The organism is Serratia sp. CoH_134_PS_4 (assembly GCF_058190535.1).
In genome coordinates this window covers 264,007-289,815 of sequence record NZ_JBXWKI010000007.1, presented here as the reverse complement: position 1 = coordinate 289,815, position 25,809 = coordinate 264,007, and the positions used below count along the sequence as shown (strand labels likewise).

The 25,809-nt window shown below is 52.6% G+C and carries 24 protein-coding genes; 16 read left to right on the top strand and 8 right to left on the bottom strand.

Annotation, left to right across the window (positions count from 1 at the left end; genetic code table 11):
* The first annotated feature begins 153 nt into the window (after positions 1–153).
* On the top strand, positions 154–843 hold the full coding sequence (locus tag AC2FCQ_RS13770; RefSeq protein ID WP_209638122.1) for a FadR/GntR family transcriptional regulator: 690 nt from the start codon (positions 154–156) through the stop codon (positions 841–843).
* 67 nt (positions 844–910) lie between these two features.
* The gene (gene mdtD, locus AC2FCQ_RS13765; protein ID WP_209638120.1) at positions 911–2,326 is read left to right on the top strand and encodes a multidrug transporter subunit MdtD; all 1,416 of its coding nucleotides are present in this window, start codon (positions 911–913) and stop codon (positions 2,324–2,326) included.
* On the opposite strand, the gene rbsR is transcribed toward mdtD, so the two are convergent.
* The 7 genes from rbsR to kup all read right to left on the bottom strand — a co-directional run bounded on the left by rbsR (position 2,323) and on the right by kup (position 10,166).
* Positions 2,323–3,324, bottom strand: coding sequence for a ribose operon transcriptional repressor RbsR (gene rbsR / locus AC2FCQ_RS13760; protein WP_209638117.1), 1,002 nt, complete (start codon positions 3,322–3,324; stop codon positions 2,323–2,325). The two genes, mdtD and rbsR, sit on opposite strands and share 4 nt — an antisense overlap.
* A gap of 5 nt (positions 3,325–3,329) precedes the next feature.
* A complete protein-coding gene (gene rbsK / locus AC2FCQ_RS13755) occupies positions 3,330–4,256 on the bottom strand; it encodes a ribokinase (protein WP_490308410.1) in 927 nt (308 codons plus the stop codon).
* A gap of 49 nt (positions 4,257–4,305) precedes the next feature.
* Positions 4,306–5,193 carry a ribose ABC transporter substrate-binding protein RbsB gene (gene rbsB, locus AC2FCQ_RS13750; protein ID WP_037421308.1) on the bottom strand — a complete coding sequence of 296 codons (888 nt, stop codon included), beginning with the start codon at positions 5,191–5,193 and terminating at the stop codon, positions 4,306–4,308.
* A 24-nt stretch (positions 5,194–5,217) separates the two neighbouring features.
* Positions 5,218–6,183, bottom strand: a complete 966-nt coding sequence (gene rbsC, locus AC2FCQ_RS13745) for a ribose ABC transporter permease (RefSeq protein WP_037421280.1) — start codon at positions 6,181–6,183, stop codon at positions 5,218–5,220.
* Positions 6,184–6,189: 6 nt separating this feature from the next.
* Entirely contained in the window at positions 6,190–7,695 is a 1,506-nt protein-coding gene (gene rbsA, locus AC2FCQ_RS13740; protein ID WP_209638113.1) for a ribose ABC transporter ATP-binding protein RbsA, read from the bottom strand.
* Between the two features lie 7 nt (positions 7,696–7,702).
* A complete protein-coding gene (rbsD, locus tag AC2FCQ_RS13735) occupies positions 7,703–8,122 on the bottom strand; it encodes a D-ribose pyranase (protein ID WP_490308409.1) in 420 nt (139 codons plus the stop codon).
* Positions 8,123–8,297: 175 nt separating this feature from the next.
* Positions 8,298–10,166 (bottom strand): low affinity potassium transporter Kup, encoded by a 1,869-nt coding sequence (gene kup, locus AC2FCQ_RS13730; protein WP_209638109.1) that lies wholly within the window; start codon positions 10,164–10,166, stop codon positions 8,298–8,300.
* A gap of 283 nt (positions 10,167–10,449) precedes the next feature.
* Here kup and ravA point away from each other — a divergent pair, with 283 nt between their 5' ends.
* Positions 10,450–11,958 (top strand): ATPase RavA, encoded by a 1,509-nt coding sequence (gene ravA / locus AC2FCQ_RS13725; RefSeq protein ID WP_209638107.1) that lies wholly within the window; start codon positions 10,450–10,452, stop codon positions 11,956–11,958.
* A gap of 2 nt (positions 11,959–11,960) precedes the next feature.
* Positions 11,961–13,424: an ATPase RavA stimulator ViaA gene (gene viaA, locus AC2FCQ_RS13720; protein ID WP_265556626.1), complete on the top strand. Its 1,464-nt coding sequence runs from the start codon at positions 11,961–11,963 to the stop codon at positions 13,422–13,424.
* A gap of 3 nt (positions 13,425–13,427) precedes the next feature.
* Here viaA and asnA read toward each other — a convergent pair whose 3' ends face one another.
* Complete coding sequence (asnA, locus tag AC2FCQ_RS13715; RefSeq protein ID WP_209638103.1) at positions 13,428–14,420, bottom strand: aspartate--ammonia ligase; 993 nt, start codon at positions 14,418–14,420, stop codon at positions 13,428–13,430.
* A gap of 155 nt (positions 14,421–14,575) precedes the next feature.
* On the opposite strand from asnA, the gene asnC reads away from it, so the two are divergent.
* The 12 genes from asnC to atpD all read left to right on the top strand — a co-directional run bounded on the left by asnC (position 14,576) and on the right by atpD (position 25,805).
* Positions 14,576–15,037, top strand: a complete 462-nt coding sequence (gene asnC, locus AC2FCQ_RS13710) for a transcriptional regulator AsnC (protein WP_004950461.1) — start codon at positions 14,576–14,578, stop codon at positions 15,035–15,037.
* 97 nt (positions 15,038–15,134) lie between these two features.
* The gene (gene mioC, locus AC2FCQ_RS13705) at positions 15,135–15,575 is read left to right on the top strand and encodes an FMN-binding protein MioC (RefSeq protein ID WP_265556628.1); all 441 of its coding nucleotides are present in this window, start codon (positions 15,135–15,137) and stop codon (positions 15,573–15,575) included.
* A 381-nt stretch (positions 15,576–15,956) separates the two neighbouring features.
* A complete protein-coding gene (gene mnmG, locus AC2FCQ_RS13700) occupies positions 15,957–17,846 on the top strand; it encodes a tRNA uridine-5-carboxymethylaminomethyl(34) synthesis enzyme MnmG (RefSeq protein WP_265556629.1) in 1,890 nt (629 codons plus the stop codon).
* A gap of 136 nt (positions 17,847–17,982) precedes the next feature.
* A complete protein-coding gene (rsmG, locus tag AC2FCQ_RS13695; protein ID WP_209638101.1) occupies positions 17,983–18,603 on the top strand; it encodes a 16S rRNA (guanine(527)-N(7))-methyltransferase RsmG in 621 nt (206 codons plus the stop codon).
* A gap of 640 nt (positions 18,604–19,243) precedes the next feature.
* A complete protein-coding gene (gene atpI / locus AC2FCQ_RS13690; RefSeq protein WP_209638099.1) occupies positions 19,244–19,627 on the top strand; it encodes a F0F1 ATP synthase subunit I in 384 nt (127 codons plus the stop codon).
* A gap of 21 nt (positions 19,628–19,648) precedes the next feature.
* Complete coding sequence (atpB, locus tag AC2FCQ_RS13685) at positions 19,649–20,425, top strand: F0F1 ATP synthase subunit A (RefSeq protein WP_265556630.1); 777 nt, start codon at positions 19,649–19,651, stop codon at positions 20,423–20,425.
* A gap of 49 nt (positions 20,426–20,474) precedes the next feature.
* Complete coding sequence (gene atpE, locus AC2FCQ_RS13680) at positions 20,475–20,714, top strand: F0F1 ATP synthase subunit C (RefSeq protein ID WP_004093904.1); 240 nt, start codon at positions 20,475–20,477, stop codon at positions 20,712–20,714.
* A gap of 58 nt (positions 20,715–20,772) precedes the next feature.
* A complete protein-coding gene (atpF, locus tag AC2FCQ_RS13675) occupies positions 20,773–21,243 on the top strand; it encodes a F0F1 ATP synthase subunit B (protein WP_004950476.1) in 471 nt (156 codons plus the stop codon).
* A 14-nt stretch (positions 21,244–21,257) separates the two neighbouring features.
* On the top strand, positions 21,258–21,791 hold the full coding sequence (gene atpH, locus AC2FCQ_RS13670) for a F0F1 ATP synthase subunit delta (RefSeq protein ID WP_209638095.1): 534 nt from the start codon (positions 21,258–21,260) through the stop codon (positions 21,789–21,791).
* A gap of 12 nt (positions 21,792–21,803) precedes the next feature.
* Entirely contained in the window at positions 21,804–23,345 is a 1,542-nt protein-coding gene (gene atpA / locus AC2FCQ_RS13665; RefSeq protein WP_209638093.1) for a F0F1 ATP synthase subunit alpha, read from the top strand.
* Positions 23,346–23,403: 58 nt separating this feature from the next.
* Positions 23,404–24,267 carry a F0F1 ATP synthase subunit gamma gene (gene atpG, locus AC2FCQ_RS13660; RefSeq protein ID WP_490308408.1) on the top strand — a complete coding sequence of 288 codons (864 nt, stop codon included), beginning with the start codon at positions 23,404–23,406 and terminating at the stop codon, positions 24,265–24,267.
* A 155-nt stretch (positions 24,268–24,422) separates the two neighbouring features.
* On the top strand, positions 24,423–25,805 hold the full coding sequence (gene atpD / locus AC2FCQ_RS13655) for a F0F1 ATP synthase subunit beta (protein ID WP_020837712.1): 1,383 nt from the start codon (positions 24,423–24,425) through the stop codon (positions 25,803–25,805).
* Positions 25,806–25,809: the final 4 nt, after the last annotated feature.

Sequence of the window (25,809 nt, the reverse complement as noted above, 5' to 3'; positions counted from 1 at the left end):
CCCCTAAATGCAAAAAACTTTTCAAGCGCGTTTTTTTTCAACAAAGCGCTGAACAAGTCAGCGTTTTCGTCACTTTTTCCGGTAAACAGCCACAAAAGCTGGCGGTCCGTGGAGTAAAATAAGAGTAACAATGTCAGTAAAGGAATCGCAGCCATGCAATTTAATGCTCAACAACAGGCCGCCCAACGCAATCTTTCTTATCTTCTTGCAGAAAAACTCGGCCAACAAATTCTGGCAGGCGATTATCAGGCCGGTAGTATCCTGCCCGGGGAGATGGAGCTGGGTGAACAATTCGGCGTTAGCCGCACAGCGGTACGCGAAGCTGTGAAGATGCTGGCAGCCAAAGGCATGCTGTTACCTCGCCCACGCATCGGTACCCGTGTGATGCCGCAAAGCCAATGGAATTTTCTCGATCAGGATTTACTGACCTGGTGGATGACCAAAGAGAACTTCGATCAGGTGATGCAACACTTCCTTATACTACGTACCTCTTTGGAACCTCAGGCCTGCTCACTGGCGGCGGCCCATGCCAGCACTCAGCAAACCGCCCGGCTGGCTGAACTGATGGCAGAGATGCGAGCATTGCATATCCAGTTCGATCGCGAACACTGGATCCAGGTTGATACCCAGTTCCACCAGCTCATCTATGAGGCCAGCGGCAATCCGTTTCTAACGTCGTTCGCTAATCTGTTCAGTTCGGTGTATCAAAGTTACTTCCGTGCCATTACCGGTAACGAAGTGATTAAGCTGCAGCACCATCAGGCCATCGTCGATGCAATACTCGCCGGTGACAGCGCAGAGGCATTAGCCGCCTGCCAAATTTTGCTCAGAGAAAAAGACTAACTCACTCCCTACTTATATATAGAAGAAAGATGAAAGGGACGAATACGACGGTTAACCAGGACTCATAATGATTAAATCCGCGCGCAGTATGGCAGGGCTACCTTGGATCGCCGCAATGGCGTTCTTTATGCAGGCGCTGGACGCCACTATCCTCAATACCGCGTTACCGGCAATAGCTCAAAGCCTGGAGCGCTCTCCGTTGGCAATGCAGTCGGCCGTGATCAGCTACACCTTGACGGTTGCCATGCTGATCCCGGTGAGCGGCTGGCTGGCAGATCGCTTCGGCACCCGCCGCGTGTTTATCATCGCGGTTTCGCTGTTTACTCTCGGCTCCCTGCTGTGCGCCCTTTCCCCGACGCTAAGCGTTCTGGTGACGTCACGCGTCATTCAGGGCGTCGGCGGTGCGATGATGATGCCCGTGGCACGCTTGGCGCTGCTACGCGCCTACCCGCGCAGCGAACTGTTACCGGTGTTGAACTTCGTGACCATGCCCGGGTTGGTTGGTCCGATCATGGGCCCGATGCTGGGCGGTTGGCTGGTAACCTATGCCACCTGGCACTGGATTTTCCTTATCAATATCCCCATTGGCCTGCTCGGCATCTTCTATGCACGCAAATATATGCCGGATTTCACCACGCCCAAGCGCCGCTTCGACTTTATTGGCTTTATGTTGTTTGGTTTGAGCCTGGTGCTGGTTTCCACTGGGTTGGAGCTGTTTGGTGAACAAGTCCTGGCCAGCTATATCTCTCTGGGCATTCTGCTCAGCGGCGTGGTGATGCTGTTTGGCTATATCGCCCATGCCCGCAGACACCCCCAGCCCCTCATTGGCCTGGATTTATTCCAGACCCGGACCTTCTCGGTAGGCATTGCCGGTAATGTTGCCTCACGCCTTGGTACCGGCTGTGTTCCGTTTTTGATGCCGTTGATGCTGCAAGTCGGTTTTGGTTACTCAGCAATAATTGCCGGTTGCATGATGGCACCGACAGCCGTCGGTTCGTTGATGGCAAAATCCACCGTCACTCAAGTGCTGCGGTGGTTTGGCTATCGCAAAACATTGGTTGGTATCACCATCATTATTGGCGTACTGATAGCTCAGTTCGCACTGCAAAGCCCTGGCATGCCGCTGTGGTTGATGATTCTGCCGCTGTTTGTGCTGGGAATGGCCATGTCTACGCAATTCACCGCCATGAACACCATCAGCCTGGCTGACCTGAACGACAGCAATGCCAGCTCCGGCAACAGCGTGCTGGCCGTCACGCAACAATTATCCATTAGCTTCGGCGTGGCGATCAGTGCGGCGGTACTGCGTTTCTATCAAACGATGTCACTCGGCACCATGGTTGATCACTTCCACTACACCTTTATTACCATGGGCATTGTCACCGTGGCGTCGGCATTTGTGTTTCTATTATTAAGAAGAAAAGACGGCCGTAACCTGATCAGCGGCCAAGACCCAAAGAAACCGGCAAAGGTCTCAGGTTAACGCCACCCCACCGAGGCGCGCTCCACCAGCTCAGGCGTTAAAACCAAAACCTGAGCGTCACGTTCTGGGTTTTGCAGGCGGTTGATCAACGCATCGATCGCCAGCTCCCCCAGAGAATCCTTTGGCTGGTGAATAGTACTGAGTGGCGGAGCCAAGTATTTGGCTAGCTCAATATCATCGTAGCCCATCACTGCCATGTCCTGCGGTACCGATAACCCGGCCTGGTACAAGGCCTGATAGGCCCCTACCGCAACAGCGTCATTACCGGCAAATACCGCATGCGGTGGCTCAGCCAACGCCAGCAATTGTTTCATGGCATCAACGCCACCTTCAAATTCAAAATCACAGTGCACTTCATATCCCGGCAGGACAGCCAACCCGGCGCGTTGCATCGCCCGGCGATAGCCTTCTAACCGATGGCGTGCCGTGGTTTTATCCTGTGGCCCGGCAATACAGGCAATTTTGCGATACCCGCGGGCGATCAGGTGATCGGTCGCCATCTCACCGCCCAGCAACGAATTGTCCTGGATAATGTCGTTAGCCCCCTCGAACGGAGCCCAGTCCATCATCACTATAGGGAGTGAGGGATAACGGCTCAGCGCATCTTGCGATGGCCGGTGGTTCTCGGTGCACATTAATAGCAAACCATCGACACGTTTTTGCAGCAGTGTTTCCATGTTGCGATTCATGCGCGCGGCGTCCTCTTCCGTATTGCACAGGATCAGGCTGTAGCCACGCTCATAGCAACTGCGTTCAACGCCGCGTACGACCTCAGCATAGAAAGGGTTGTTACTGGAGGTGACCAACATGCCGATGGTGCGCGTCTGATTCAGTTTGAGGCTACGCGCAAGTGCAGAGGGGGCATAGTTAAGGTGTTCAACGGCCGCCATGACTTTAGCTCGCACACTGTCGCTGACAAAGCGATTGTTATTAATGACGTGCGAGACCGTCGAGGTTGAAACACCCGCCAGACGGGCGACATCTTTCATGGTGGCCAAAGGGGTTACTCCTGCTGCTGCAAAAAGGCATCAATCTCTTCGCGCCAAGGCACGGAAGGCTGTGCGCCCGGTCGGGTCACCGCAATCGCCGCCGCCGCATGAGCAAAACGCACCGCATCAGCCATCACTTTCCCTTCCAATAGCGCCGTTACCAGTGCGCCATTGAACGTGTCACCGGCAGCGATGGTGTCTACCGCTTTGACCTTAAAACCTGGCACCAATTTGCCGTTACCCTGCTCACTCAGCCAGACACCTCGGCTACCAAGAGTGATGATCACCGTGGCAATGCCTTTATCATGCAAAGCCTGGGCGGCTTGTGCAGCATCATCGTCATTGTTGACCGTAATACCGGTCAGGCGGTGGGCTTCTGTCTCGTTTGGCGTGATCATATCGACCATTGCCAGCAGCTCATCAGGCAATTCACGTGCCGGTGCCGGATTGAGGATCACCTGAGTTTGGTGCTGTTTCGCCAGGTTGGCGGCGCCAATAACGGTCTCCAACGGAGATTCGAGCTGCATCAGCAGCGCATCGGCATCCACAATCTTTTGCTGGTAACGCGCCAGATAGTCTGGTGTCACTGCGGCGTTGGCGCCGGCATCAATGCCGATCACATTCTCGCCCTCCGCGTTGACGAAAATCAGCGCCACGCCGGTGGTGCTGTCGGCAATAGCTTCAATCGGTTGGGTATCAATGCGATCGGTCGCCAGCTGTTTGCGGATGCGTTCGCCGATATCGTCAGCCCCCACGCAGGCGATAAAGGCGATATCTGCCCCGCTGCGCCCTGCAGCCACCGCCTGGTTAGCGCCCTTGCCACCGAACGCCACCTTATACTGTTTCCCGATCACCGTTTCACCCGGATGTGGGAAATGCTCAATATTGAGGATATGGTCGGCATTAATGCTGCCCAGAACCACCAGCTTACCTGTTTCCATCGCATTGATTCCTGAATTGCGCGCCATCATAAGATGGCGCGGGTGTGTCTTATTTGGTGACCAGTTTCAAATCTACCGGAATCGTGGCCGGTACTTTTTCGCCCTTCAGCACTTTGTCGGCAGTTTCTACGCCGATCACACCAATTTGATCTGGACGCTGTGCCACGGTTGCCGCCAGTTTGCCGCCTTCAACCGCTTTCACGCCATCGGCAGTGCCGTCGAAGCCTACCACGACCACATCGGTTTTACCGGCGGTTTGCAGAGCACGCAGTGCACCCAGCGCCATTTCATCATTCTGTGCAAAAACGGCCTGCACGTCTGGATGAGCGGTCAGCAGGTTCTGCATCACGTTCAACCCTTTGGTACGGTCGAAGTCTGCCGGTTGGCTAGCCAACAGTTTGAATTTGTTCTGATCCAGAGACTGTTTAAACCCTTCGCCGCGTTCACGTGCCGCAGAAGTACCGGCAATCCCTTCCAGCTGGATCACTTTAGCGTCTGCACCGACTTTTTTGGCAATAAAATCACCGGCCATTTTACCGCCGACACGGTTATCAGACGCGATATGGCTGACGACGTCACCTTTACTCGCCACACGGTCCAATGTGATGACAGGGATCTTGGCCTGATTGGCCATCTTGATAGCGTTACCAACGGCATCAGAGTCCGTTGGGTTGATCAACAGCAACTTAGGTGCTTGCACCATCAGGTCCTGCACGTTTGCCAGCTCTTTCGCCGGGTTGTTTTGCGAATCCAGCACCACCAGGTTGTAGCCCAGTTTATTCGCTTCTTGTTGTGCGCCTTCCTTCATCGAAACGAAGAACGGGTTATTCAGGGTAGAGACCACCAGCGCGATGGTGTCTTTAGCCAGTGCGTTAGCACTCAGGGTAGCGCTCAGCGCGAAGGCTGAAGCCAGAATTGCCAATTTTTTCATTTTCATCATCGTGATTCCTGTAGGGGGAGGTTATTTGTTGCTTTTGTTCTCTACCAGAACCGCCAGCAGTATCACCACTGCCTTCACGATCATTTGGTAGTAGGAAGAAACACCCAATAAATTCAGGCCATTATTCAGGAAGCCAAGGATCAGCGCCCCGATCAGCGTGCCAACAATGCGGCCTTTGCCACCCGCCAGGCTGGTACCGCCCAGCACGACTGCTGCAATGGCGTCCAACTCATAGCCGGTACCGGCGGTTGGCTGTGCCGAAGACAAACGCGCCACTTCAATCACGCCCGCCAGCGCAGCCAGCAATCCACAGAGTGAATAGACGATAATCTTTACTTTATCGACGCTGATACCGGACAGGCGGGTCGCCGCTTCGTTACCGCCCAGGGCATAAATATAACGGCCCAAACGGGTATGGTGCAGCATGTACCAGGCAGCGATAAATACGATCGCCATGATCCAGATCGGGGTTGGAACCCCCAATGGGCGGCCGATGCCGAACCAGCCGAAAGTATCCGCCACGTCGGTAAAGCCGGTATTCACCGGGCTGCCGTTGGTGTACACCATGGTGACCCCGCGCAACAACAGCATCATGACCAGGGTGGCAATAAATGCCTGAACCTTGCCTTTGGCAACGATCACCCCGGTACAGGCGCCCACTGCCGCACCCAATGCCAATGCCGCCGCGACGGCAACCACCGCGTTAATTTCAAAACCGACGATCGACGCCGCCACTGCGCCAGTCAATGCCAGCAACGATCCTACCGACAAATCAATGCCGGAAGTGAGGATCACTAATGTCATCCCTACCGCCATAATGGCGTTCACCGACGTTTGCTGCAGAATATTGAACAGGTTGTTTACCGTGAAGAAATTAGGGCTCATTGAAGAAACCACGGCGATCAGCACCAGCAGAGCAATCAGTGATTTTTGCTCTAACAGCCACTCTTTACTGAACCAGCGTTTTGCCACACTCTGGGAACTCATATCTGATTACTCCTGCTTTACGCCGTATTGCTTGCCAACAGCCGCAGCCATCAACGCTTCCTGGGTGGCCTGTTCAATCGGGAACTCGCCGCTGAGATGTCCTTCGTGCATGACCAGAATACGGTCACTCATGCCCATAACCTCCGGCATTTCCGACGACACCAGAATGATGCTCAACCCTTCCTGCTTGAACTGGTTGATTAACTGATAGATTTCTTTTTTGGCACCGACGTCGACCCCCCGCGTTGGTTCATCGAGGATCAACACCTTTGGCCGCGTCATCAGGCCGCGGGCAATTGCCACTTTCTGCTGGTTGCCGCCGGAGAGCAGGCCTATCGGCTGTTCCATCGACGGTGTCTTGATATTGAACAAGCGGATGAAATCGCCCACCGCCTGCTGTTCTTCGGCCTGTTTCAGACTGCCACCGGCACGGCTGAAATAACGCAGCGCAGTCAGCGACATGTTTTCCTTCACTGACATCCCCAACACCAGGCCATCGCGCTTACGGTCTTCGGAGATATACACAATGCCGTTTGCCAAGCCATCCTGTGGAGAATGGGTGACCACCTCATGCCCGTCGAGTTTGACGGTACCGGCTTTACGCGGTGCGGCGCCGTAGAGAATTTTCATCAACTCGGTACGCCCAGCGCCCATCAACCCGGCAACACCAAGTATTTCGCCGCGGTACAACGTAAAGCTGACGTCATGCACGCCCGGGCCAGAGACCTGGCTGACTTCCAGCCTTTTTTCACCACGCGGCTGATTCAAACGCGGATATTGTTCTTCCAGCTTGCGGCCTACCATCATTTCTATCAGCGAATCTTCCTGCAGCTCGCTGACCGGTCGTTCGGCGATGAACTGCCCATCACGAAATACCGTAACGTCATCGCAAATTTCAAAAATCTCTTTCAGCCGGTGCGAAATGTAAACAATGCCTCGCCCTTCGGCCTTAAGTTCGTTGATCACTTTAAATAAAGAAGCGGTTTCGGTGTCGGTCAACGCATCCGTTGGCTCATCCATGATGATGACCTTCGATTCGAAGCTCAGCACCTTGGCGATTTCCACCATCTGCTGATCGCCAATCGACAGTTCACCCACCAGCCGGTGACTGCTGTAACTCAGGTTCAACCGCGCCAGCAGTTTGTCGGCTTCGGCATACATGCGTTTCCAGTCGATGCGGCCGATACGGTTGACAAACTCACGCCCGAGAAAGATGTTCTCCGCAATCGTCAATTGCGGGATCAGATTAAGTTCCTGATGGATGATACCTATACCCGCTTCCTGCGAATCCTTCGGGCCGTTGAACGCCACTTCTTTACCGAGAAAATACTGACTGCCGGCGTCTTTGTTATAAATGCCGGTCAGCACTTTCATCATGGTGGATTTTCCCGCACCGTTTTCCCCCACCAGCGCCATCACCTTGCCGGGATAAACGCTGAGCGCAGCGCCGGAAAGCGCCTTCACGCCGGGAAAGGCTTTATCGATCCCTTTCAGTTGCAGTAAAGGTTGCATAGACGCCTCAGAAAGTTACGCCGGCACAGAGGATCACATTCGCGTATGGCGAGCATTCCCCGCTGCGGATCACCGCCCGGCTGTGTTCAGTTTGCGCTTTGAAGGCACGGTGACTGATATAGCTCACGCTAATGGTATTGCCCTGGTGTTGGCCGAGTTTGGTCAGTTGAGCCAACAATGCGTTGTGGAGCGGCGGATTTTGTTTGATGATCTCTTCTGCCAGAATGACGCTTTCTACCTGCATCTCCTGAGTCACCACCTCGAGCACCTGTAAAAACGTCGGCACTCCCTGCGTCAGCGCCAGATCGATACGCTGCGTTGCCGCTGGAATAGGCAACCCCGCATCGCAAATGGCGATCTGATCGGTATGGCCGAGGCGCGAAACCACGGCAGAGACATCAGCATTCAGCAGCACGCCTTTTTTCATTTTCTTTTTCTCATTCCGCCAGCGAAACGTTTCGCTTGTGTCTGGAGTTTAAAAAAACGTCAGGAGAAGGCAACCGGGATAATGCAGAAATGTGATCATTATCGAAACGTTTCGCTCGTGTTACCGAGAACATCAACAGAAAGGGCCCAGCGATTGCTGAGCCCTTGAGGGAGAGTTAAATCTCGACCTGGGTGCCGAGTTCGATCACCCGATTCGGTGGGATCTCAAACTGGTCTGGCGCGCGCAGCGCATTACGGCTCAATGCGATAAACAACTTGCCACGCAGGAACAAATACCAGGGGCGTTTAGTGAGAATCAGCGACTCGTGCGACATAAAGAACGAGGTTTCCGTCATCCTGCATGGCAGCCCTTCCAGCCCGCAGCGGTGGAACACCTCCTCAACGTTCGGCGTTTCGCGCCAGCCATAGCTGGCCACCACCCGCCAGAAGGTCGGTGACAGTTGCTCGATAGTCACCCGGCGTACGTTATGTACGTAAGGCGCATCCTCAGTACGCAGCGTCAACAGCACCACCCGCTCATGCAGCACCTTGTTGTGCTTCAGGTTATGCAGCAGGGCAAAAGGAATCACGTTGATGGCACGCGACATAAATACCGCAGTACCAGGCACACGCACCGGCGGTGATTTCTCCAATGAAGCAATCATCGCCTCAAGGGAATTACCGTGCTCATGCATGCGACGCAGTAAGCGAAAGCGTTCGCTTTTCCAGGTTGTCATGATGATGAACATCACCAGCGCCAGCAGCAGCGGCAGCCAACCGCCAGAGAACAGCTTCAAGGCGTTTGCAGCGAACATCGGCACGTCAATAATCAGCAGGATGACCAGAATGCCCACCGCGAAGAAGCGGTTCCAATGCCAGTTTTTGATCGCCACGGAGGTCACCAGAATACTGGTCAGTACCATGGTCCCAGTTACGGCAATACCGTATGCCGCGGCCAAATTACTGGAGTGTTCAAACCCGACAATCACCAATACCACCGCGATATACAGTGTCCAGTTGATCACCGGAATGTAAATTTGGCCCGACTCCATTTCCGACGTATGAATAATGCGCATCGGTGACAGGTAACCCAGACGTACTGCCTGACGCGTCAGTGAGAATACGCCGGAGATCACCGCCTGAGAGGCGATAACCGTGGCCAGCGTCGCCAGGATCAATAACGGGATCAGCGCCCAGTCCGGGGCTAACAGGAAGAATGGGTTCTTGATGGCCTCAGGGTTTTTCAGTAGCAGCGCACCTTGGCCGAAATAGTTCAGCACCAGTGAAGGCAACACGACGGTGAACCAGGCCAGGCGGATAGGGAATTTACCAAAGTGCCCCATGTCGGCGTACAACGCCTCGACACCGGTGATCGACAGCACTACCGCCCCCAGCGCAAAGAACGAAACCTTCTTATATTCAATAAAGAAGTTCAGCGCCCATTTCGGGTTTAACGCCTGCAGCACTTCTGGGTTGGCCATAATGCTACGTGCACCCAACACAGCCAGCACGATAAACCACAGTAACATCACTGGCGCAAACAGCTTACCGACGCTCCCCGTACCGTGCTTCTGAATGGCAAACAGCACCGTCAGCACCAAGATAGACAGCGGAACGATATAGGGATCAAGCGACGGGGCTGCAATTTCCAGCCCTTCTATCGCCGACATCACCGATATTGCTGGCGTGATTACCACCTCGCCATAGAAGAAGCTGCCACCAATCAGGCCCAGAATCACCAATATAGCGGTGGTGCGCGCCGACGTGTGGCGCCCAGCCAATGACATCAACGTCAGAATACCGCCTTCACCGGCGTTATCCGCTCGCATGACGTAGGTAAGGTATTTCAGGGAAACAATGACGATCAGCATCCAGAAAATCAGTGACAGGAAGCCGAAAACAACGTCTGGACGAACATCGAAGCCATAATGGCCGGAGAAACACTCTCTGAGAGTATAGAGAGGGCTGGTGCCGATATCACCGTAAACGACCCCAATTGCTGCAAGGGTTACCGCCGATAAAGACTGTTTATGCTCTGTGCTCATAATTCGTTTCTTTATTAGAACATCCGTTAGCGATGCATCCGCATCAGCCAGAGATACGGGCTCTAAGATCCGTTACGCCCACTAAAAGGCGCACAGTATGCACGATTTATACTGCTTGCCTACTCTTATATCAGACCCTAAAAATAAACAAAATGTGAACCAGCCGCTCTTTTGATAATAGAAAGATTTTACTAATCAACAAGCTATACCATTAAAAATAATGGTGGTTTATCATCGGATTATCCACCAAGATTGGCTAACTCTCGGACAACACGGCAATAATATGGCGCCATCATCACTTCTGGCAGAACGGATATCCCGCCTCAGCAACGCGCTTGAGAGCGGCCTTTATGAACGACAGGAAGCAATTCGCCTGTGTTTGCTGGCAGCGCTAAGCGGTGAAAGCGTGTTTCTGCTTGGCCCGCCCGGCATCGCCAAGAGCCTGATCGCACGCCGGTTAAAATTTGCCTTTCGCAGCGCGCGCTCATTTGAATATCTGATGACGCGTTTCTCAACGCCAGAAGAAGTGTTCGGCCCATTGTCTATCCAGGCATTAAAAGATGAAGGCCGCTATCAGCGCCTGACCGCCGGTTATCTGCCCGAGGCAGAAATCGTGTTCCTGGATGAGATCTGGAAAGCGGGCCCGGCGATCCTCAATACGTTACTCACGGCGATCAACGAACGTCGCTTCCGTAACGGTAACGCGGAAGAGCCGATCCCACTAAGATTGCTGGTCACGGCCTCTAACGAACTGCCGGAATCCGATAACAGCCTGGAAGCCCTGTACGACCGTATGCTGATACGTCTGTGGTTGGATAAAGTGCAGGACAAACAGAATTTCCGCTCACTGCTGGTCAGTCGTCAGAACGAGAATGAAAACCCGGTGCCGGAAGCGCTGAGCATCAGTGACGAGGAGTATCATCAATGGCAGCCACAGATAGACAAAATCAAGCTGCCAGAAACGTGCTTTGAACTGATCTTCCAGTTGCGCCAACGGCTGGATGCATTAGACCACGCCCCTTATGTCTCCGATCGTCGGTGGAAAAAAGCACTTCGGCTGTTACAGGCCTGTGCTTTCTTCAGCGGCCGCGATGCCGTGGCTCCGCTTGACCTGATGCTATTGAAAGACTGCCTGTGGCACGACCTCACCTCATTGAAACTGCTGCAACAGCAAATTGACCAGTTGCTGACCGAGTCAGCCTATCAACAGCAAACGTTATTGATTCAACTTCAACAGATTCACACCCGTTGGGTGCAGCATCAGCAACAGCAGAGTGACAGCCGAGCGATCGCCTTAGTAAAAAAAGGCGGCATGTTCAGCAGGAAACCGCAGTATGCCCTGGCAACACCGCTTGGGACCGGCGCCCTGACCTTGTTACTGCAAAAACCACTGCAACTGCATGATATTCAGGTTAACCATCTGAGTATTGAAAATAGCGTTCTGGAAAACTGGCTGCAAAAAGGCGGTGACGTACGCGCTAAGCTCAATGGCATTGGCTTTGCACAACAAATTGATCTGGAAGTAGACGAACAACTGCATCTCACCGTGTTGGATGTTAGCCGTCAGCCCTCACTGTTGGCCCTGCCCGGCATACAGACCGGCGGAACACCCCAGGCGATGCTGGATGAAATGGACGCACTGGCGCAGCGCCTGGCGGAGCAACGTCGATTGTTCAGTCAGCATCAGCCCTGCTTGTTTACCCCCGCGGCTGGCCTGGCAAAAATTGAAGCCAGCCTGTTGCAAGTGGCGGAACAAATCAAACAGCAGCACCAGCAGATGCGCGGCCAGTAATTATGCTCAGTCTGGAAACACTCGATCTGCTGTTAGCGATCACCGAAGGTGAGCTGATCGAGGAGATGATCATAGGCATGCTGGCCGCGCCGCAGCTAACGGTTTTCTTCAAAAAGTTTCCCGCAATACGTCGAGCGTTGGATAACGATCTACCGCGCTGGAAGCTGCAACTCAAAGAACGCCTTCATGAGGCCATGGTACCGCCCGCGCTGGCACAGGAATTTTATCGCTACCAACAGTGCCAATTAGAAAACAACACCCAGTTCTTTCATAACCTTAATGACACCCTGGACCTACTGCGCCAACTGGTTTCTCCTTTCTATGAGCAGGCCCGCACGCTGGTGGATGCAGCGGATCTGCCTAACCATCCGCTGGATGACAGCTTCCAAACCCTGTTTCTACAGCGCTGGCGTATCAGTCTGACGCTGCAGGCTACCATGATGCATCATCAGTTATTGGAACAGGAACGTGAACAACTGATGGCCGAATTGCAGGAACGCCTGGCGTTGAGTGGCGCGCTAGAGCCGGTATTGTCGGAAAATGACACTGCCGCGGGGCGGTTGTGGGATATGAGTAAAGGCCATTTGCAGCGCGGTGACTATCAGCGGCTGGTGGAGTACGGCAACTTCTTGCAGCAACAGCCCGAGCTGAAAAAGCTGGCGCAGCAGCTTGGCCGCAGCTATCAGGCCAAAGCGGTGCAGCAACAGGATGCGCTGCCGGAGCCGTTTCGCGTGATGGTGCAGGTGCCGGCCACGCTGCCTGAGGAAGTTAGCGGTATTCATCAAAGCGACGACATTCTTCGTCTACTGCCGCCCGAGCTGGTTACGTTGGGCATTGAAGAGCTGGAGTTTGAATTTTATCGCCGGCTGCTGGAAAAACGGCTGTTAAGTTATCGTCTGCAAGGCGATGTCTGGCAGGAACAGATCACGATCCGTCAGGTTACCCACCAGCAACAGGATCAACAGCCTCGCGGGCCATTTATTGTCTGTGTGGATACTTCAGGTTCCATGGGCGGGTTTAATGAACAGTGCGCAAAAGCCTTCTGCCTGGCGCTGTTACGCATTGCGTTAGCAGATAACCGCCGCTGCTACATCATGTTATTCGCCAATCAAATCGTGCATTACGAACTCACGGCGGCCAGCGGTATTGAGCAAGCAGTGCGTTTTCTTGGTCAACACTTTCGCGGCGGTACCGATCTGGCGGCATGCCTGAACGCTACGGTGAGCAAAATGGCTGAAAGCGGTTGGTTTGACGCCGACGCGGTGATCATTTCAGATTTTATCGCCCAGCGGTTGCCGGAAGACGTAATAAAGAAGGTGAAACAGCAGCAGCAGAGCCACCAACAGCGTTTTCACGCGGTGGCCATGTCCAGCTACGGCAAACCCGGCATCATGCGCATATTCGATCATATCTGGCGCTTTGATACCGGGTTAAAAAGCCGTTTGATGCGCCGCTGGCGGCGCTGATAATTACAACAGCCCGTCGACCGCTTCGCGTACTTGCGGTGACCACACACCGCATTGTACCTGGCCGATATGAGACAGTTGCAGCAGCAGCATCACCAGACGCGACTGACCGATACCCCCACCGATAGTTTGCGGCATGTCGCCACGCAACAGTGATTGATGCCATTCCAGTGCTAAGCGATCTTCATCACCGGTTTGCGCCAACTGGCGTTTCAGTGCGCCGGCATCAACACGAATCCCCATGGATGAAAGCTCAAACGCGTCCTGCAGAACCGGGTTCCATACCAGAATATCGCCGTTCAAACCGGCCAGGCCGTCTGCTGCTGGCGTCGTCCAGTCATCATAATCCGGCGCTCGCACATCGTGTGATTTACCGTGTGACAGTTTGCCGCCAATGCCGATCAAGAATACCGCGCCCAATTCTTTGGCAATCGCGCGTTCGCGGCCTTTGGCATCCAGCTCAGGGTAGCGTTGTAACAGGGTTTCGCTGTGCACGAAATGAATCTGTTCTGGCAGGAACGGCGTTAAGCCATATTCGCGGCTGACCTCACCTTCGGTCGCTTTAATCGCCGCATAAATGCTGCGCACGGTGCTTTCGAGGTAATCCTGGCTACGTTCGCCATCGCCCATCACTCGCTCCCAGTCCCATTGATCGACATAGACCGAATGGATCGCGCTCAGACGATCTTCGTCCGGACGCAGCGCTTTCATATGGGTATACAGGCCTTCACCAGCGCCGAAGTCGTAGCTGCCCAGTGTCTTACGCTTCCACTTGGCCAGTGAATGCACCACTTCAAAGGTCGCATCCGGCAACGTTTTTACCTTTACCTGCACAGCTTTCTCGCTGCCAGACAGGTTGTCCTGGGTACCATCGCCCAAGCGGCTGAGGATCGGTGCTTGCACCTCGATCAAACCCAGCTGCTGTTCTAATTGGCGAGAGAAGAAGGATTTAACCAGGCTGATTTGTTGTTGTTTTTGGATAAACTGTTTTTTCATTGCCGTATCTCTTATAAACCTGTCTCTGTTGCCAGTGATTAAGCAACAGAACCGCACCGCAATTCAATATCCACTAATCAATATTGCCTTTTCACTTTTAATCATTCATTTTGATACGGTAATAATTCAATAATCAGCAATGAGTGGGGGATTAAATGGCTGAAAATTATCAGATCGATAATCTCGATCGCGGCATCCTTAACGCCCTGATGGAGAACGCACGCACACCGTATGCCGAACTGGCGAAGAATTTTGCAGTGAGCCCCGGCACTATTCATGTGCGGGTAGAGAAGATGAAACAAGCCGGTATCATCACCGGTGCGCGGGTAGACGTAAATCCCAAACGATTGGGTTACGACGTCTGTTGTTTTATCGGCATTATATTAAAGAGTGCTAAAGACTATCCTTCCGCGCTGAAAAAGCTCGAAAGCCTGGAAGAAGTGGTAGAGGCTTATTACACCACCGGCCATTACAGCGTGTTCATTAAGGTGATGTGCCGCTCGATAGATGCGTTGCAACAAGTACTTATCAACAAGATCCAGACGATAGACGAGATCCAGTCTACTGAAACCCTGATCTCGCTGCAGAACCCCATCATGCGTACCATCACTCCTTAGCCAATTATTTACTATACCCATATTATCCACAGGTAGATCCCAGCCGATTCACAGCGTACAATGCTGCCACTTTGAGAAGGTTGGGATCATTCATTTCATGGCAGACATTACTCTGATCAGTGGCAGTACCCTTGGCAGTGCTGAGTACGTAGCCGAGCATCTGGCTGAAAAGCTGGAAGCCGCGGGCTTTACGACTGAGACCCTGCATGGCCCTGAATTGGATGAACTGACCCTGTCCGGGCGTTGGCTGGTGGTGTCTTCTACCCACGGCGCCGGTGATTTACCGGATAATCTGCAACCCCTGCTGGAACAAATAGAAGAACAGCTTCCTGACTTATCCCAGGTGCAGTTCGGTGCAGTGGGTTTAGGCAGCTCTGAATACGATACTTTCTGTGGTGCTATCCAACGGATCGACGATCTTCTGATTGCTCGTGGAGCGAAAAGGATCGGCGATCGGCTAGAGATCGACGTGACTGAACACGAAATTCCTGAGGATCCAGCTGAGGAATGGGTGAAAAAGTGGATTAATTTACTCTAATTCGTACAAAGATCACCCGAACGATTGTGGATAACTAAGCTTAAAAGCAGGGTAAAACCAGTAGTTATCCCAATAACAACCTTAGGTCGCTTTTTGTCCTGTGCATAACATGCCATTTAGATCCCAGCTTATAAGCCTTAGGATCACCGATCATTCACAGCTAACGATCCTCCTTAATTCGCTGATCTCAATCACGAATAATCACTTATCCACAGAAGATCGCGATCCTAATAAGAGATCTAATAAAGAGATCTTTAAATAAAAAAGATCTTCTTTTAATTACCTACGATCCTGACCACTTGGTCGATCGACTAAACTTGAGTAGAATCGCCCACCCCAGGGCAAACAACGATCGTTCGCAATACGGCGAGGTGCAGTTCCATGTTTTATCCAGAGCAATTTGACGTCATCATCATCGGTGGTGGACATGCCGGTACCGAAGCCGCTATGGCTGCGGCACGCATGGGACGTCAGACTTTATTATTGACACACAATATCGATACGTTGGGGCAGATGTCTTGCAACCCGGCGATTGGCGGTATTGGTAAAGGGCATCTGGTTAAGGAAATTGATGCACTTGGCGGCCTAATGGCGACTGCGATCGATCATGCAGGTATCCAGTTTAGGATACTAAACGCCAGCAAAGGCCCAGCGGTGCGAGCCACTCGTGCTCAAGCAGACCGTGTGCTGTATCGCCAAGCTGTACGCACCGCACTGGAAAACCAGCCAAACCTGATGATCTTCCAACAGCCCGTCGAAGATCTGATTGTGGAAAACGATCGCGTCGTCGGGGCGGTGACCCAAATGGGGTTGAAATTCCGCGCCAAGGCGGTTGTGCTGACCGTCGGTACCTTCCTGGACGGCAAGATTCACATCGGCCTGGAAAACTACAGCGGTGGCCGTGCAGGGGATCCTCCGTCGATCTCATTGTCACAGCGCTTACGTGAGTTACCTTTGCGTGTTAACCGCTTGAAAACCGGTACGCCTCCGCGTATCGATGCCCGGACTATCGATTTCAGCGTATTGGCACCGCAACACGGTGATACTCCTATCCCCGTATTCTCGTTTATGGGCAATGCGGAACAGCACCCAGAACAAATGGCGTGCTACATCACCTACACCAACGAAAAAACGCACGACGTGATCCGCAATAACCTCGATCGCAGCCCGATGTATGCCGGGATCATCGAAGGGATCGGCCCACGTTACTGCCCGTCGATCGAAGACAAAGTGATGCGTTTTGCCGATCGTAACGCGCACCAGATCTTCCTCGAGCCAGAAGGCCTGACCAGCAATGAGATTTATCCAAACGGCATTTCCACCAGCTTGCCGTTTGACGTGCAGATGCAGATTGTTCGCTCAATGGAAGGGATGCAAAATGCTCGGATCATTCGACCAGGCTATGCCATTGAGTATGATTTCTTCGATCCACGCGATCTGAAACCGACACTGGAAAGCAAATTTATCCAGGGCCTGTTCTTCGCTGGGCAAATTAACGGTACTACCGGCTATGAAGAGGCGGCTGCTCAAGGCTTATTAGCGGGTCTGAATGCAGGCCGTTATGCCAACGAAGATGAAGGTTGGTCTCCACGCCGCGATCAAGCTTACCTCGGCGTCTTGGTGGACGATCTCAGCACGCTGGGTACCAAAGAGCCGTACCGTATGTTCACCTCTCGTGCCGAATATCGCCTGATGTTGCGTGAAGACAATGCCGATATCCGCCTGACCGAAAAAGGCCGCGAGTTGGGTTTGGTTGACGACACCCGCTGGGCACGCTTTAGCGAAAAACTCGAGCGTATCGAACAAGAACGCCAGCGCCTGCGTGACATTTGGATGCATCCGCATGCTGAGAACGTCGATCAGGTCAACGCACTGTTGAAAGCGCCGTTATCGCGTGAAGCCAACGGTGAAGAGCTGCTGCGTCGTCCAGAAATGGATTACACCCAATTGACCTCTGTCGCGGCATTCGCACCACCGCTGGCTGATGTTCAAGCCGCTGAGCAAGTTGAGATCCAGGTAAAATACGAAGGTTATATTGCTCGCCAGCAGGAAGAGATCGAAAAACAGCAGCGCAATGAAAATACGGTGCTGCCTTTGGATCTCGATTATCAGCAAGTTTCCGGTCTGTCGAATGAAGTGATTGCCAAACTGAATGACCATAAGCCGAACTCGATCGGCCAGGCTTCACGTATATCAGGCATTACCCCTGCGGCAATCTCAATTCTACTGATTTGGCTGAAAAAGCAGGGGCTGCTGCGCCGCAGCGCATAAATACTGCTTTTAGGCGATCGTTTGTTTATCAAGTAAACAAACGATCGCTGACATCCCCCCAACCCTGAATTATCATAGTCGCCACCTTGGCCAGCCCTAACCGGCTTGCCGTTCCGCGCCTGTCAGAGGACACGTTGTGCAGAAAAAATTAGACTCGCTGCTGTCGGCAGCAGGCATTGCGCTTCCCGATCAGCAAAAACAGCAGTTGCTGGGTTATGTTGGTATGTTGGACAAGTGGAACAAAGCTTACAACCTCACTTCAGTGCGTGATCCGCAGCAAATGCTGGTACGCCATATTCTCGACAGCATTGTGGTAAATCCACATCTGCAAGGTTCTCGTTTCATCGACGTTGGCACCGGCCCTGGCTTACCAGGCATTCCGCTGGCGATCGTTCGTCCTGATGCTCACTTCACCTTACTGGACAGTTTGGGCAAGCGCGTGCGTTTCTTGCGCCAGGTACAACATGAGCTTGGTCTGACTAACATTGAACCGGTGCAAAGTCGTGTTGAGGATTTCCCGGCGGAGCCGCCGTTTGACGGTGTTATCAGCCGTGCCTTTGCTTCTCTGCAAGATATGCTGTCCTGGTGTCATCATCTGCCGGCAAAAGGGCAGGGGCGCTTCTATGCGCTGAAAGGGGTGCGTCCGGACGAAGAACTGACACAGCTGCCAGAAGGCATACAACTGGAATCGGTGGTACGTCTGCAGGTGCCGGAGCTTGAAGGTGAACGCCATCTGGTCATCCTTAAGGCAAACTGAGTTTGTTTTTGATCAAATAAGCGTGAATTAAAAGATAGTGGCAATAGGGAAGATAAGCAGGCTAATTAAATGATGGTTTTTTTAGTTAATTTACTTTTTATTAACACAAAAATAGCCGCCAATTAGCGACAATAAGGTAATTGCAGATCGTAATAGTTACGTTAGCAACGATAAGTGAAGGATCTTGCTTTACTGCTAATGTTAATTGCCTGTTGTAATATTGTCCCCGAAGCTGTCAATAAAAGGTTTTTATCGGGTATACGGATTGTTTTTGAACAGTTAACTTGTAATATTTTGATTTATAATATCTTTTTGATCGCCCAATTTGCTAAAGACGCTTTTGCTTTTGATGGGCTATAAATCAGAAACAGGTATTACTGTGAGCAGTACCACGTTTCTTACTGTAACGCTGGAATAATCAGACAATTAAATGAGCCCTATTATTCCGACTGTTTTCTTGTGAAAATAGCCTCAAATGGGGAAATTTAAATAATTGTTCACCTTTTCGCTACTTATCGATTGAATTCGTTGGTATGCCCCGTATAATTTGCTCGTTTTTTGCAGCTTGACTCAGAGCAGCAAAGACAGTTTTATACGTCACTCAGCATACCCACTCTGGGGTACGGAGAGAACAAACGTCATGTCTGTGTCCCTTTACAGCGGAAAAGTTGCTCGCAAATTGCTGTTTCTGCAGTTAATGACTTTTGTTCTGATCAGCGCTGCTTTCGGTCTGAAAAGCCTGGAATGGAGCGGTTCGGCACTGGCGGGCGGTCTGGCTGCCTGGTTGCCGAGTACCATGTTTATGCTGTTTGCCTTGCGCCATCAGGCGCAGACGCCGGCACCCGGTCGGGTTGCCTGGTCGTTTGCCATCGGCGAAGGATTGAAGGTCTTGATCACCATAGTTTTGTTGATCGTGGCGCTTGGGGTGTTCAAAGCGGCGTTTATACCGCTTGGCCTGACCTATTTAGCGGTGTTAGTGGTGCAGATAGTGGCACCCGCCGTGATTAACAGTTACCGAAATTAACTAAATAAGGGTAGAGGCATCATGTCTGCAGAGGGATACAACAGTCCACAGGAGTATATCGGTCACCACCTGACGCAACTTCAGGTCGGGACTGGTTTTTGGTCGATTAACCTCGACTCGATGTTTTTCTCCGTTGTCCTCGGGGTTTTGTTCCTGGTGATTTTCCGCAAGGTTGCCAAAAACGCCACCAGCGGTGTGCCGGGCAAACTGCAAACCGCAGTGGAACTGGTCGTTGGATTCGTCGACAGCAGCGTCAAAGATATGTATCACGGCAAGAGCAAGGTCATTGCTCCGCTGGCGCTGACGGTGTTTGTTTGGGTATTCCTGATGAACATGATGGACCTGATCCCGGTAGACTTCTTGCCGTTCATCGGGGCTCAGCTCGGCCTGCCGGCATTACGCGTGGTGCCAACAGCTGACGTAAACGTCACCCTGTCGATGGCGTTGGGTGTGTTTATCCTGATTCTGTTCTATAGCATTAAAATGAAAGGCGTTGGTGGGTTCGTTAAAGAGTTAACCATGCAGCCGTTCAACCACCCAGTATTCATTCCTATCAACCTGATTCTTGAAGGTGTCAGCCTGCTGTCCAAGCCTGTTTCACTCGGCCTGCGACTGTTCGGCAACATGTATGCGGGTGAGTTGATCTTCATCCTGATTGCTGGTCTGTTGCCGTGGTGGTCACAGTGGATCCTGAGCTTGCCTTGGGCTATTTTCCACATCCTGATCATTACGCTTCAAGCCTTTATTTTCATGGTTCTGACGATTGTCTATCTCTCGATGGCATCTGAAGAGCACTGATTTTCTTAAAACACTTGCACTTTTAAACTGAAACAAACTGGAGACTGTCATGGAAAACCTGAGTATGGATCTGCTGTACATGGCTGCCGCTGTGATGATGGGTTTAGCGGCAATCGGTGCTGCGATCGGTATCGGCATCCTGGGTGGTAAATTCTTGGAAGGCGCTGCACGTCAGCCTGACCTGATTCCTCTGCTGCGTACACAGTTCTTTATCGTTATGGGTCTGGTTGACGCCATCCCGATGATCGCTGTTGGTCTGGGTCTGTACGTGATGTTTGCTGTCGCGTAAGTAGAGAATTTCTCTACACTGAAACCACACTATTTAACTTTTAAAGAGGCATTGTGCTGTGAATCTTAACGCAACAATCCTCGGCCAGGCCATCGCGTTCGTTCTGTTTGTCTGGTTCTGTATGAAGTACGTATGGCCGCCGATTATGGCAGCCATCGAGAAGCGTCAGGGAGAAATTGCTGACGGTCTCGCTTCTGCAGAACGTGCCAAAAAAGATTTGGACTTAGCGCAAGCCAATGCGACCGACCAGCTGAAAACTGCTAAAGCAGAAGCTCAGGTGATCATCGAGCAAGCAAACAAACGCAAAGCTCAGATCATGGATGAAGCGAAAGCCGAAGCCGAGCAGGAACGTAACAAAATCGTGGCGCAGGCTCAGGCTGAGATCGAAGCCGAACGTAAGCGCGCTCGTGAAGAGTTGCGTAAGCAAGTCGCGATGCTGGCAATTGCCGGCGCCGAGAAGATCATCGAACGTTCCGTGGATGAAGCTGCTAACAGCGACATCGTTGATAAACTGGTCGCTGAACTGTAAGGAGGGAGGGGCTGATGTCTGAATTTGTAACTGTAGCTCGCCCCTACGCCAAAGCAGCTTTTGACTTTGCCGTTGAGCATCAAAGCGTAGAGCGCTGGCAGGATATGCTGGCGTTTGCTGCTGATGTCACTCGCAATGAACAGATTTCTGAACTGCTGTCTGGCGCTATGGCGCCAGAGATGCTGTCCAAGACGTTCATCGCGGTATGTGGCGATCAACTCGACGAACATGGCCAGAACTTTATCCGTGTAATGGCCGAAAATGGACGTTTACTGGTTCTTCCTGCCGTGCTGCAGCAGTTCACCGAACTGCGCGCCTTGTTGGAATCCACCGTCGAAGTCGACGTGCTCTCTGCGAGCGCACTGAGCGACAAACAGCAGGCAAATATTGTCGCTGCGATGGAAAAACGTCTGTCACGCAAAGTTAAGCTGAATTGCAAAATTGACAAGTCTGTACTGGCCGGCGTAATTATCCGTGCTGGCGATATGGTGATTGATGGCAGCGTTCGCGGTCGTCTTGAACGCCTGACAGACGTCTTGCAGTCTTAAGGGGACTGGAGCATGCAACTGAATTCCACCGAAATCAGCGAACTGATCAAGCAGCGCATTGCTCAGTTCAATGTGGTGAGCGAAGCTCACAATGAAGGTACTATTGTTTCCGTCAGTGACGGGATCATCCGCGTACACGGTCTGGCCGAAGTTATGCAGGGCGAAATGATCGCACTGCCAGGCAACCGTTACGCAATCGCATTGAACCTGGAGCGCGACTCCGTAGGTGCCGTGGTTATGGGTCCGTACGCGGATCTGGCCGAAGGCATGAAGGTAAAATGTACTGGCCGTATTCTGGAAGTTCCGGTTGGCCGTGGCCTGCTGGGCCGTGTAGTTAACACCCTGGGCGCACCTATTGACGGTAAAGGCCCGGTTGATAACGACGGTTTCTCCCCGGTTGAAGCTATTGCCCCTGGTGTTATCGAGCGTCAGTCTGTAGATCAACCAGTTCAAACTGGCTACAAATCTGTTGACGCCATGATCCCAATCGGCCGTGGCCAGCGTGAGCTGGTGATCGGTGACCGTCAGACAGGTAAAACTGCTCTGGCAATCGATGCGATCATCAACCAGCGCGATTCAGGCATCAAATGTGTCTACGTGGCTATCGGCCAGAAAGCATCTACCATCGCTAACGTGGTGCGCAAACTGGAAGAGCACGGTGCACTGGCAAACACCATCGTTGTGGTTGCTACCGCGTCTGAATCTGCTGCATTGCAATACCTGGCACCGTATGCCGGTTGTGCGATGGGCGAATACTTCCGTGACCGCGGTGAAGACGCGCTGATTGTGTATGATGACCTGTCCAAACAGGCCGTTGCTTATCGTCAGATTTCCCTGCTGCTTCGTCGTCCACCAGGTCGTGAAGCTTACCCAGGCGACGTATTCTACCTCCACTCCCGTTTGCTGGAGCGTGCTGCGCGTGTTAACGCCGAGTATGTTGAAGCCTTCACTAAAGGTGAAGTCAAAGGCCAAACCGGTTCACTGACTGCTCTGCCAATCATTGAAACCCAGGCGGGTGACGTTTCCGCGTTCGTTCCGACCAACGTAATCTCGATTACCGATGGTCAGATCTTCCTGGAATCCAACCTGTTTAACTCCGGTATTCGTCCGGCAGTTAACCCGGGTATCTCTGTATCCCGTGTGGGCGGTGCAGCGCAAACCAAGATCATGAAAAAACTGTCCGGTGGTATTCGTACCGCATTGGCACAGTATCGTGAACTGGCTGCGTTCTCTCAGTTCGCTTCCGATCTGGATGATGCGACCCGCAAACAGCTGAGCCACGGTCAGAAAGTGACCGAGCTGCTGAAACAGAAACAGTATGCGCCGATGTCCGTCGCACAACAGTCTCTGGTCCTGTTTGCCGCAGAACGTGGCTACCTGAACGACGTTGAAGTCGCGAAAGTCGTGAGCTTCGAAGCCGCGCTGGTTGCTTACGCAGACCGCGAGCATGCCGAGTTGCTGAACCACATCAACCAAACTGGCAATTTCAATGATGAGATCGAGGGCAAGCTGAAAGGCATCCTCGAGACCTTCAAGAAAACCCAGTCCTGGTAACGCTCAGCGGCCTGCAGTTGAAAGACAGCAGGCCGTCTGGCAATGAGGAGAAGCAGAGATGGCCGGCGCAAAAGAGATACGTAGTAAGATCGCGAGCGTGCAAAACACGCAAAAGATCACTAAAGCGATGGAAATGGTCGCCGCCTCCAAAATGCGTAAATCGCAGGAACGCATGGCGGCCAGCCGTCCTTATGCAGAGACCATGCGCAAAGTGATTGGTCACCTTGCTCTGGGTAATCTGGAATATAAGCACCCGTACCTGGATGAGCGTGACGTTAAGCGCGTCGGGTATCTGGTGGTGTCGACTGACCGTGGTCTCTGTGGCGGCTTGAACATCAACCTGTTCAAGCGTCTGTTGACAGAGATGAAAGGCTGGTCCGAAAAAGGCGTTGAAGTTGATTTGGCGCTGATTGGCTCTAAAGCGGCCTCTTTCTTTGGTTCCGTTGGCGGTAACGTTGTTGCCCAGGTCACCGGCATGGGGGATAAACCTTCCCTGTCAGACCTGATCGGACCGGTGAAAGTGATGCTGCAAGCCTACGACGAAGGTCGTTTGGACAAGCTGTACATTGTCAGCAACAAATTTATCAATACGATGTCCCAGGAACCGCAGATCGTTCAGCTGTTGCCGTTGCCGCCTTCCGATGACGGTGAGCTGAAGAAAAAATCTTGGGATTACCTGTATGAACCCGATCCAAAAGTGCTGCTTGATACCTTGCTGCGCCGCTATGTGGAATCGCAGGTTTATCAGGGCGTCGTGGAAAACCTGGCCAGCGAGCAGGCCGCACGAATGGTAGCGATGAAAGCCGCAACCGATAACGGCGGTAGCCTGATCAAAGAGCTGCAGTTGGTATACAACAAGGCTCGTCAGGCCAGCATCACTCAGGAACTCACCGAGATCGTTTCGGGAGCCTCCGCGGTTTAACCAGGTTATTACCCTAAATCGTTCAGATTGCGGGAAGGCGACAACTGGCACGTCCCCAGGCGCTTACTAAAGTAAGCCACTGGGGTGAGATAAGACAGTCAACGCACCAGCAGTTTGAACTAGGCCGGGTAAACGAATTACGTAGAGGATTCAAGATGGCTACTGGAAAGATTATCCAGGTAATCGGCGCCGTAGTGGACGTCGAGTTCCCTCAGGATGCCGTACCAAAAGTGTACAATGCTCTTGAGGTAGAAAACGGTACCGAGAAGTTGGTGCTGGAAGTTCAGCAGCAGTTGGGCGGTGGCGTAGTTCGCTGTATCGCGATGGGGACCTCAGATGGTCTGCGCCGCGGTCTGAAAGTGAACGATCTGGAACACCCAATTGAAGTACCGGTAGGTAAAGCTACCCTGGGCCGTATCATGAACGTATTGGGTGAACCAATCGACATGAAAGGCGACATCGGCGAAGAAGAACGTTGGGCGATTCACCGTCCGGCGCCAAGCTACGAAGATCTGTCCAACTCCCAGGACCTGCTGGAAACCGGTATCAAGGTTATGGACCTGATTTGTCCGTTCGCTAAGGGCGGTAAAGTCGGTCTGTTCGGTGGTGCGGGTGTGGGTAAAACTGTAAACATGATGGAGCTGATCCGTAACATCGCGATCGAGCACTCCGGTTATTCCGTGTTTGCAGGCGTGGGTGAGCGTACTCGTGAGGGTAACGACTTCTACCACGAAATGAACGACTCCAACGTACTGGACAAAGTATCCCTGGTTTACGGCCAAATGAATGAGCCACCGGGTAACCGTCTGCGCGTTGCTCTGACCGGTCTGACCATGGCGGAGAAATTCCGTGATGAAGGCCGCGACGTTCTGCTGTTCGTTGACAACATTTACCGTTATACCCTGGCCGGTACCGAAGTGTCCGCACTTCTGGGCCGTATGCCATCTGCGGTAGGTTATCAGCCAACGCTGGCGGAAGAGATGGGCGTTCTGCAAGAACGTATCACCTCTACCAAGACCGGTTCTATCACCTCCGTACAGGCCGTTTACGTTCCTGCGGATGACTTGACTGACCCGTCACCAGCCACCACCTTTGCTCACTTGGATGCAACCGTGGTACTGAGCCGTAATATCGCTTCTCTGGGTATCTACCCGGCCGTTGACCCGCTGGATTCCACCAGCCGTCAGTTGGATCCGCTGGTAGTTGGCCAGGAGCACTACGATGTAGCGCGTGGCGTGCAGTCCATTCTGCAACGCTACCAGGAACTGAAAGATATCATCGCAATCCTGGGTATGGACGAGCTGTCAGAAGATGACAAACTGGTCGTATCCCGTGCGCGTAAAATCCAACGCTTCCTGTCTCAGCCGTTCTTCGTGGCAGAAGTCTTCACCGGTTCTCCGGGCAAGTTCGTATCGCTGAAAGACACCATCCGTGGTTTCAAAGGCATTATGGACGGCGACTATGACCACCTGCCTGAACAAGCGTTCTACATGGTTGGCGCCATTGAAGAAGCAGTGGAAAAAGCCAAGAAACTGTAACGCC

Coding starts and splice junctions, on each gene's coding strand:
- AC2FCQ_RS13770 (WP_209638122.1), top strand. CDS start 154: ATGCAATTTAATGCTCAACAACAGGCCGCCCAACGCAATCTTTCTTAT.
- mdtD (WP_209638120.1), top strand. CDS start 911: ATGATTAAATCCGCGCGCAGTATGGCAGGGCTACCTTGGATCGCCGCA.
- rbsK (WP_490308410.1), bottom strand. CDS start 4,256: ATGGAAACAGGTAAGCTGGTGGTTCTGGGCAGCATTAATGCCGACCAT.
- rbsB (WP_037421308.1), bottom strand. CDS start 5,193: ATGAAAATGAAAAAATTGGCAATTCTGGCTTCAGCCTTCGCGCTGAGC.
- rbsC (WP_037421280.1), bottom strand. CDS start 6,183: ATGAGTTCCCAGAGTGTGGCAAAACGCTGGTTCAGTAAAGAGTGGCTG.
- rbsA (WP_209638113.1), bottom strand. CDS start 7,695: ATGCAACCTTTACTGCAACTGAAAGGGATCGATAAAGCCTTTCCCGGC.
- rbsD (WP_490308409.1), bottom strand. CDS start 8,122: ATGAAAAAAGGCGTGCTGCTGAATGCTGATGTCTCTGCCGTGGTTTCG.
- kup (WP_209638109.1), bottom strand. CDS start 10,166: ATGAGCACAGAGCATAAACAGTCTTTATCGGCGGTAACCCTTGCAGCA.
- ravA (WP_209638107.1), top strand. CDS start 10,450: ATGGCGCCATCATCACTTCTGGCAGAACGGATATCCCGCCTCAGCAAC.
- viaA (WP_265556626.1), top strand. CDS start 11,961: ATGCTCAGTCTGGAAACACTCGATCTGCTGTTAGCGATCACCGAAGGT.
- asnA (WP_209638103.1), bottom strand. CDS start 14,420: ATGAAAAAACAGTTTATCCAAAAACAACAACAAATCAGCCTGGTTAAA.
- asnC (WP_004950461.1), top strand. CDS start 14,576: ATGGCTGAAAATTATCAGATCGATAATCTCGATCGCGGCATCCTTAAC.
- mioC (WP_265556628.1), top strand. CDS start 15,135: ATGGCAGACATTACTCTGATCAGTGGCAGTACCCTTGGCAGTGCTGAG.
- mnmG (WP_265556629.1), top strand. CDS start 15,957: ATGTTTTATCCAGAGCAATTTGACGTCATCATCATCGGTGGTGGACAT.
- atpI (WP_209638099.1), top strand. CDS start 19,244: ATGTCTGTGTCCCTTTACAGCGGAAAAGTTGCTCGCAAATTGCTGTTT.
- atpB (WP_265556630.1), top strand. CDS start 19,649: ATGTCTGCAGAGGGATACAACAGTCCACAGGAGTATATCGGTCACCAC.
- atpE (WP_004093904.1), top strand. CDS start 20,475: ATGGAAAACCTGAGTATGGATCTGCTGTACATGGCTGCCGCTGTGATG.
- atpH (WP_209638095.1), top strand. CDS start 21,258: ATGTCTGAATTTGTAACTGTAGCTCGCCCCTACGCCAAAGCAGCTTTT.
- atpA (WP_209638093.1), top strand. CDS start 21,804: ATGCAACTGAATTCCACCGAAATCAGCGAACTGATCAAGCAGCGCATT.
- atpG (WP_490308408.1), top strand. CDS start 23,404: ATGGCCGGCGCAAAAGAGATACGTAGTAAGATCGCGAGCGTGCAAAAC.
- atpD (WP_020837712.1), top strand. CDS start 24,423: ATGGCTACTGGAAAGATTATCCAGGTAATCGGCGCCGTAGTGGACGTC.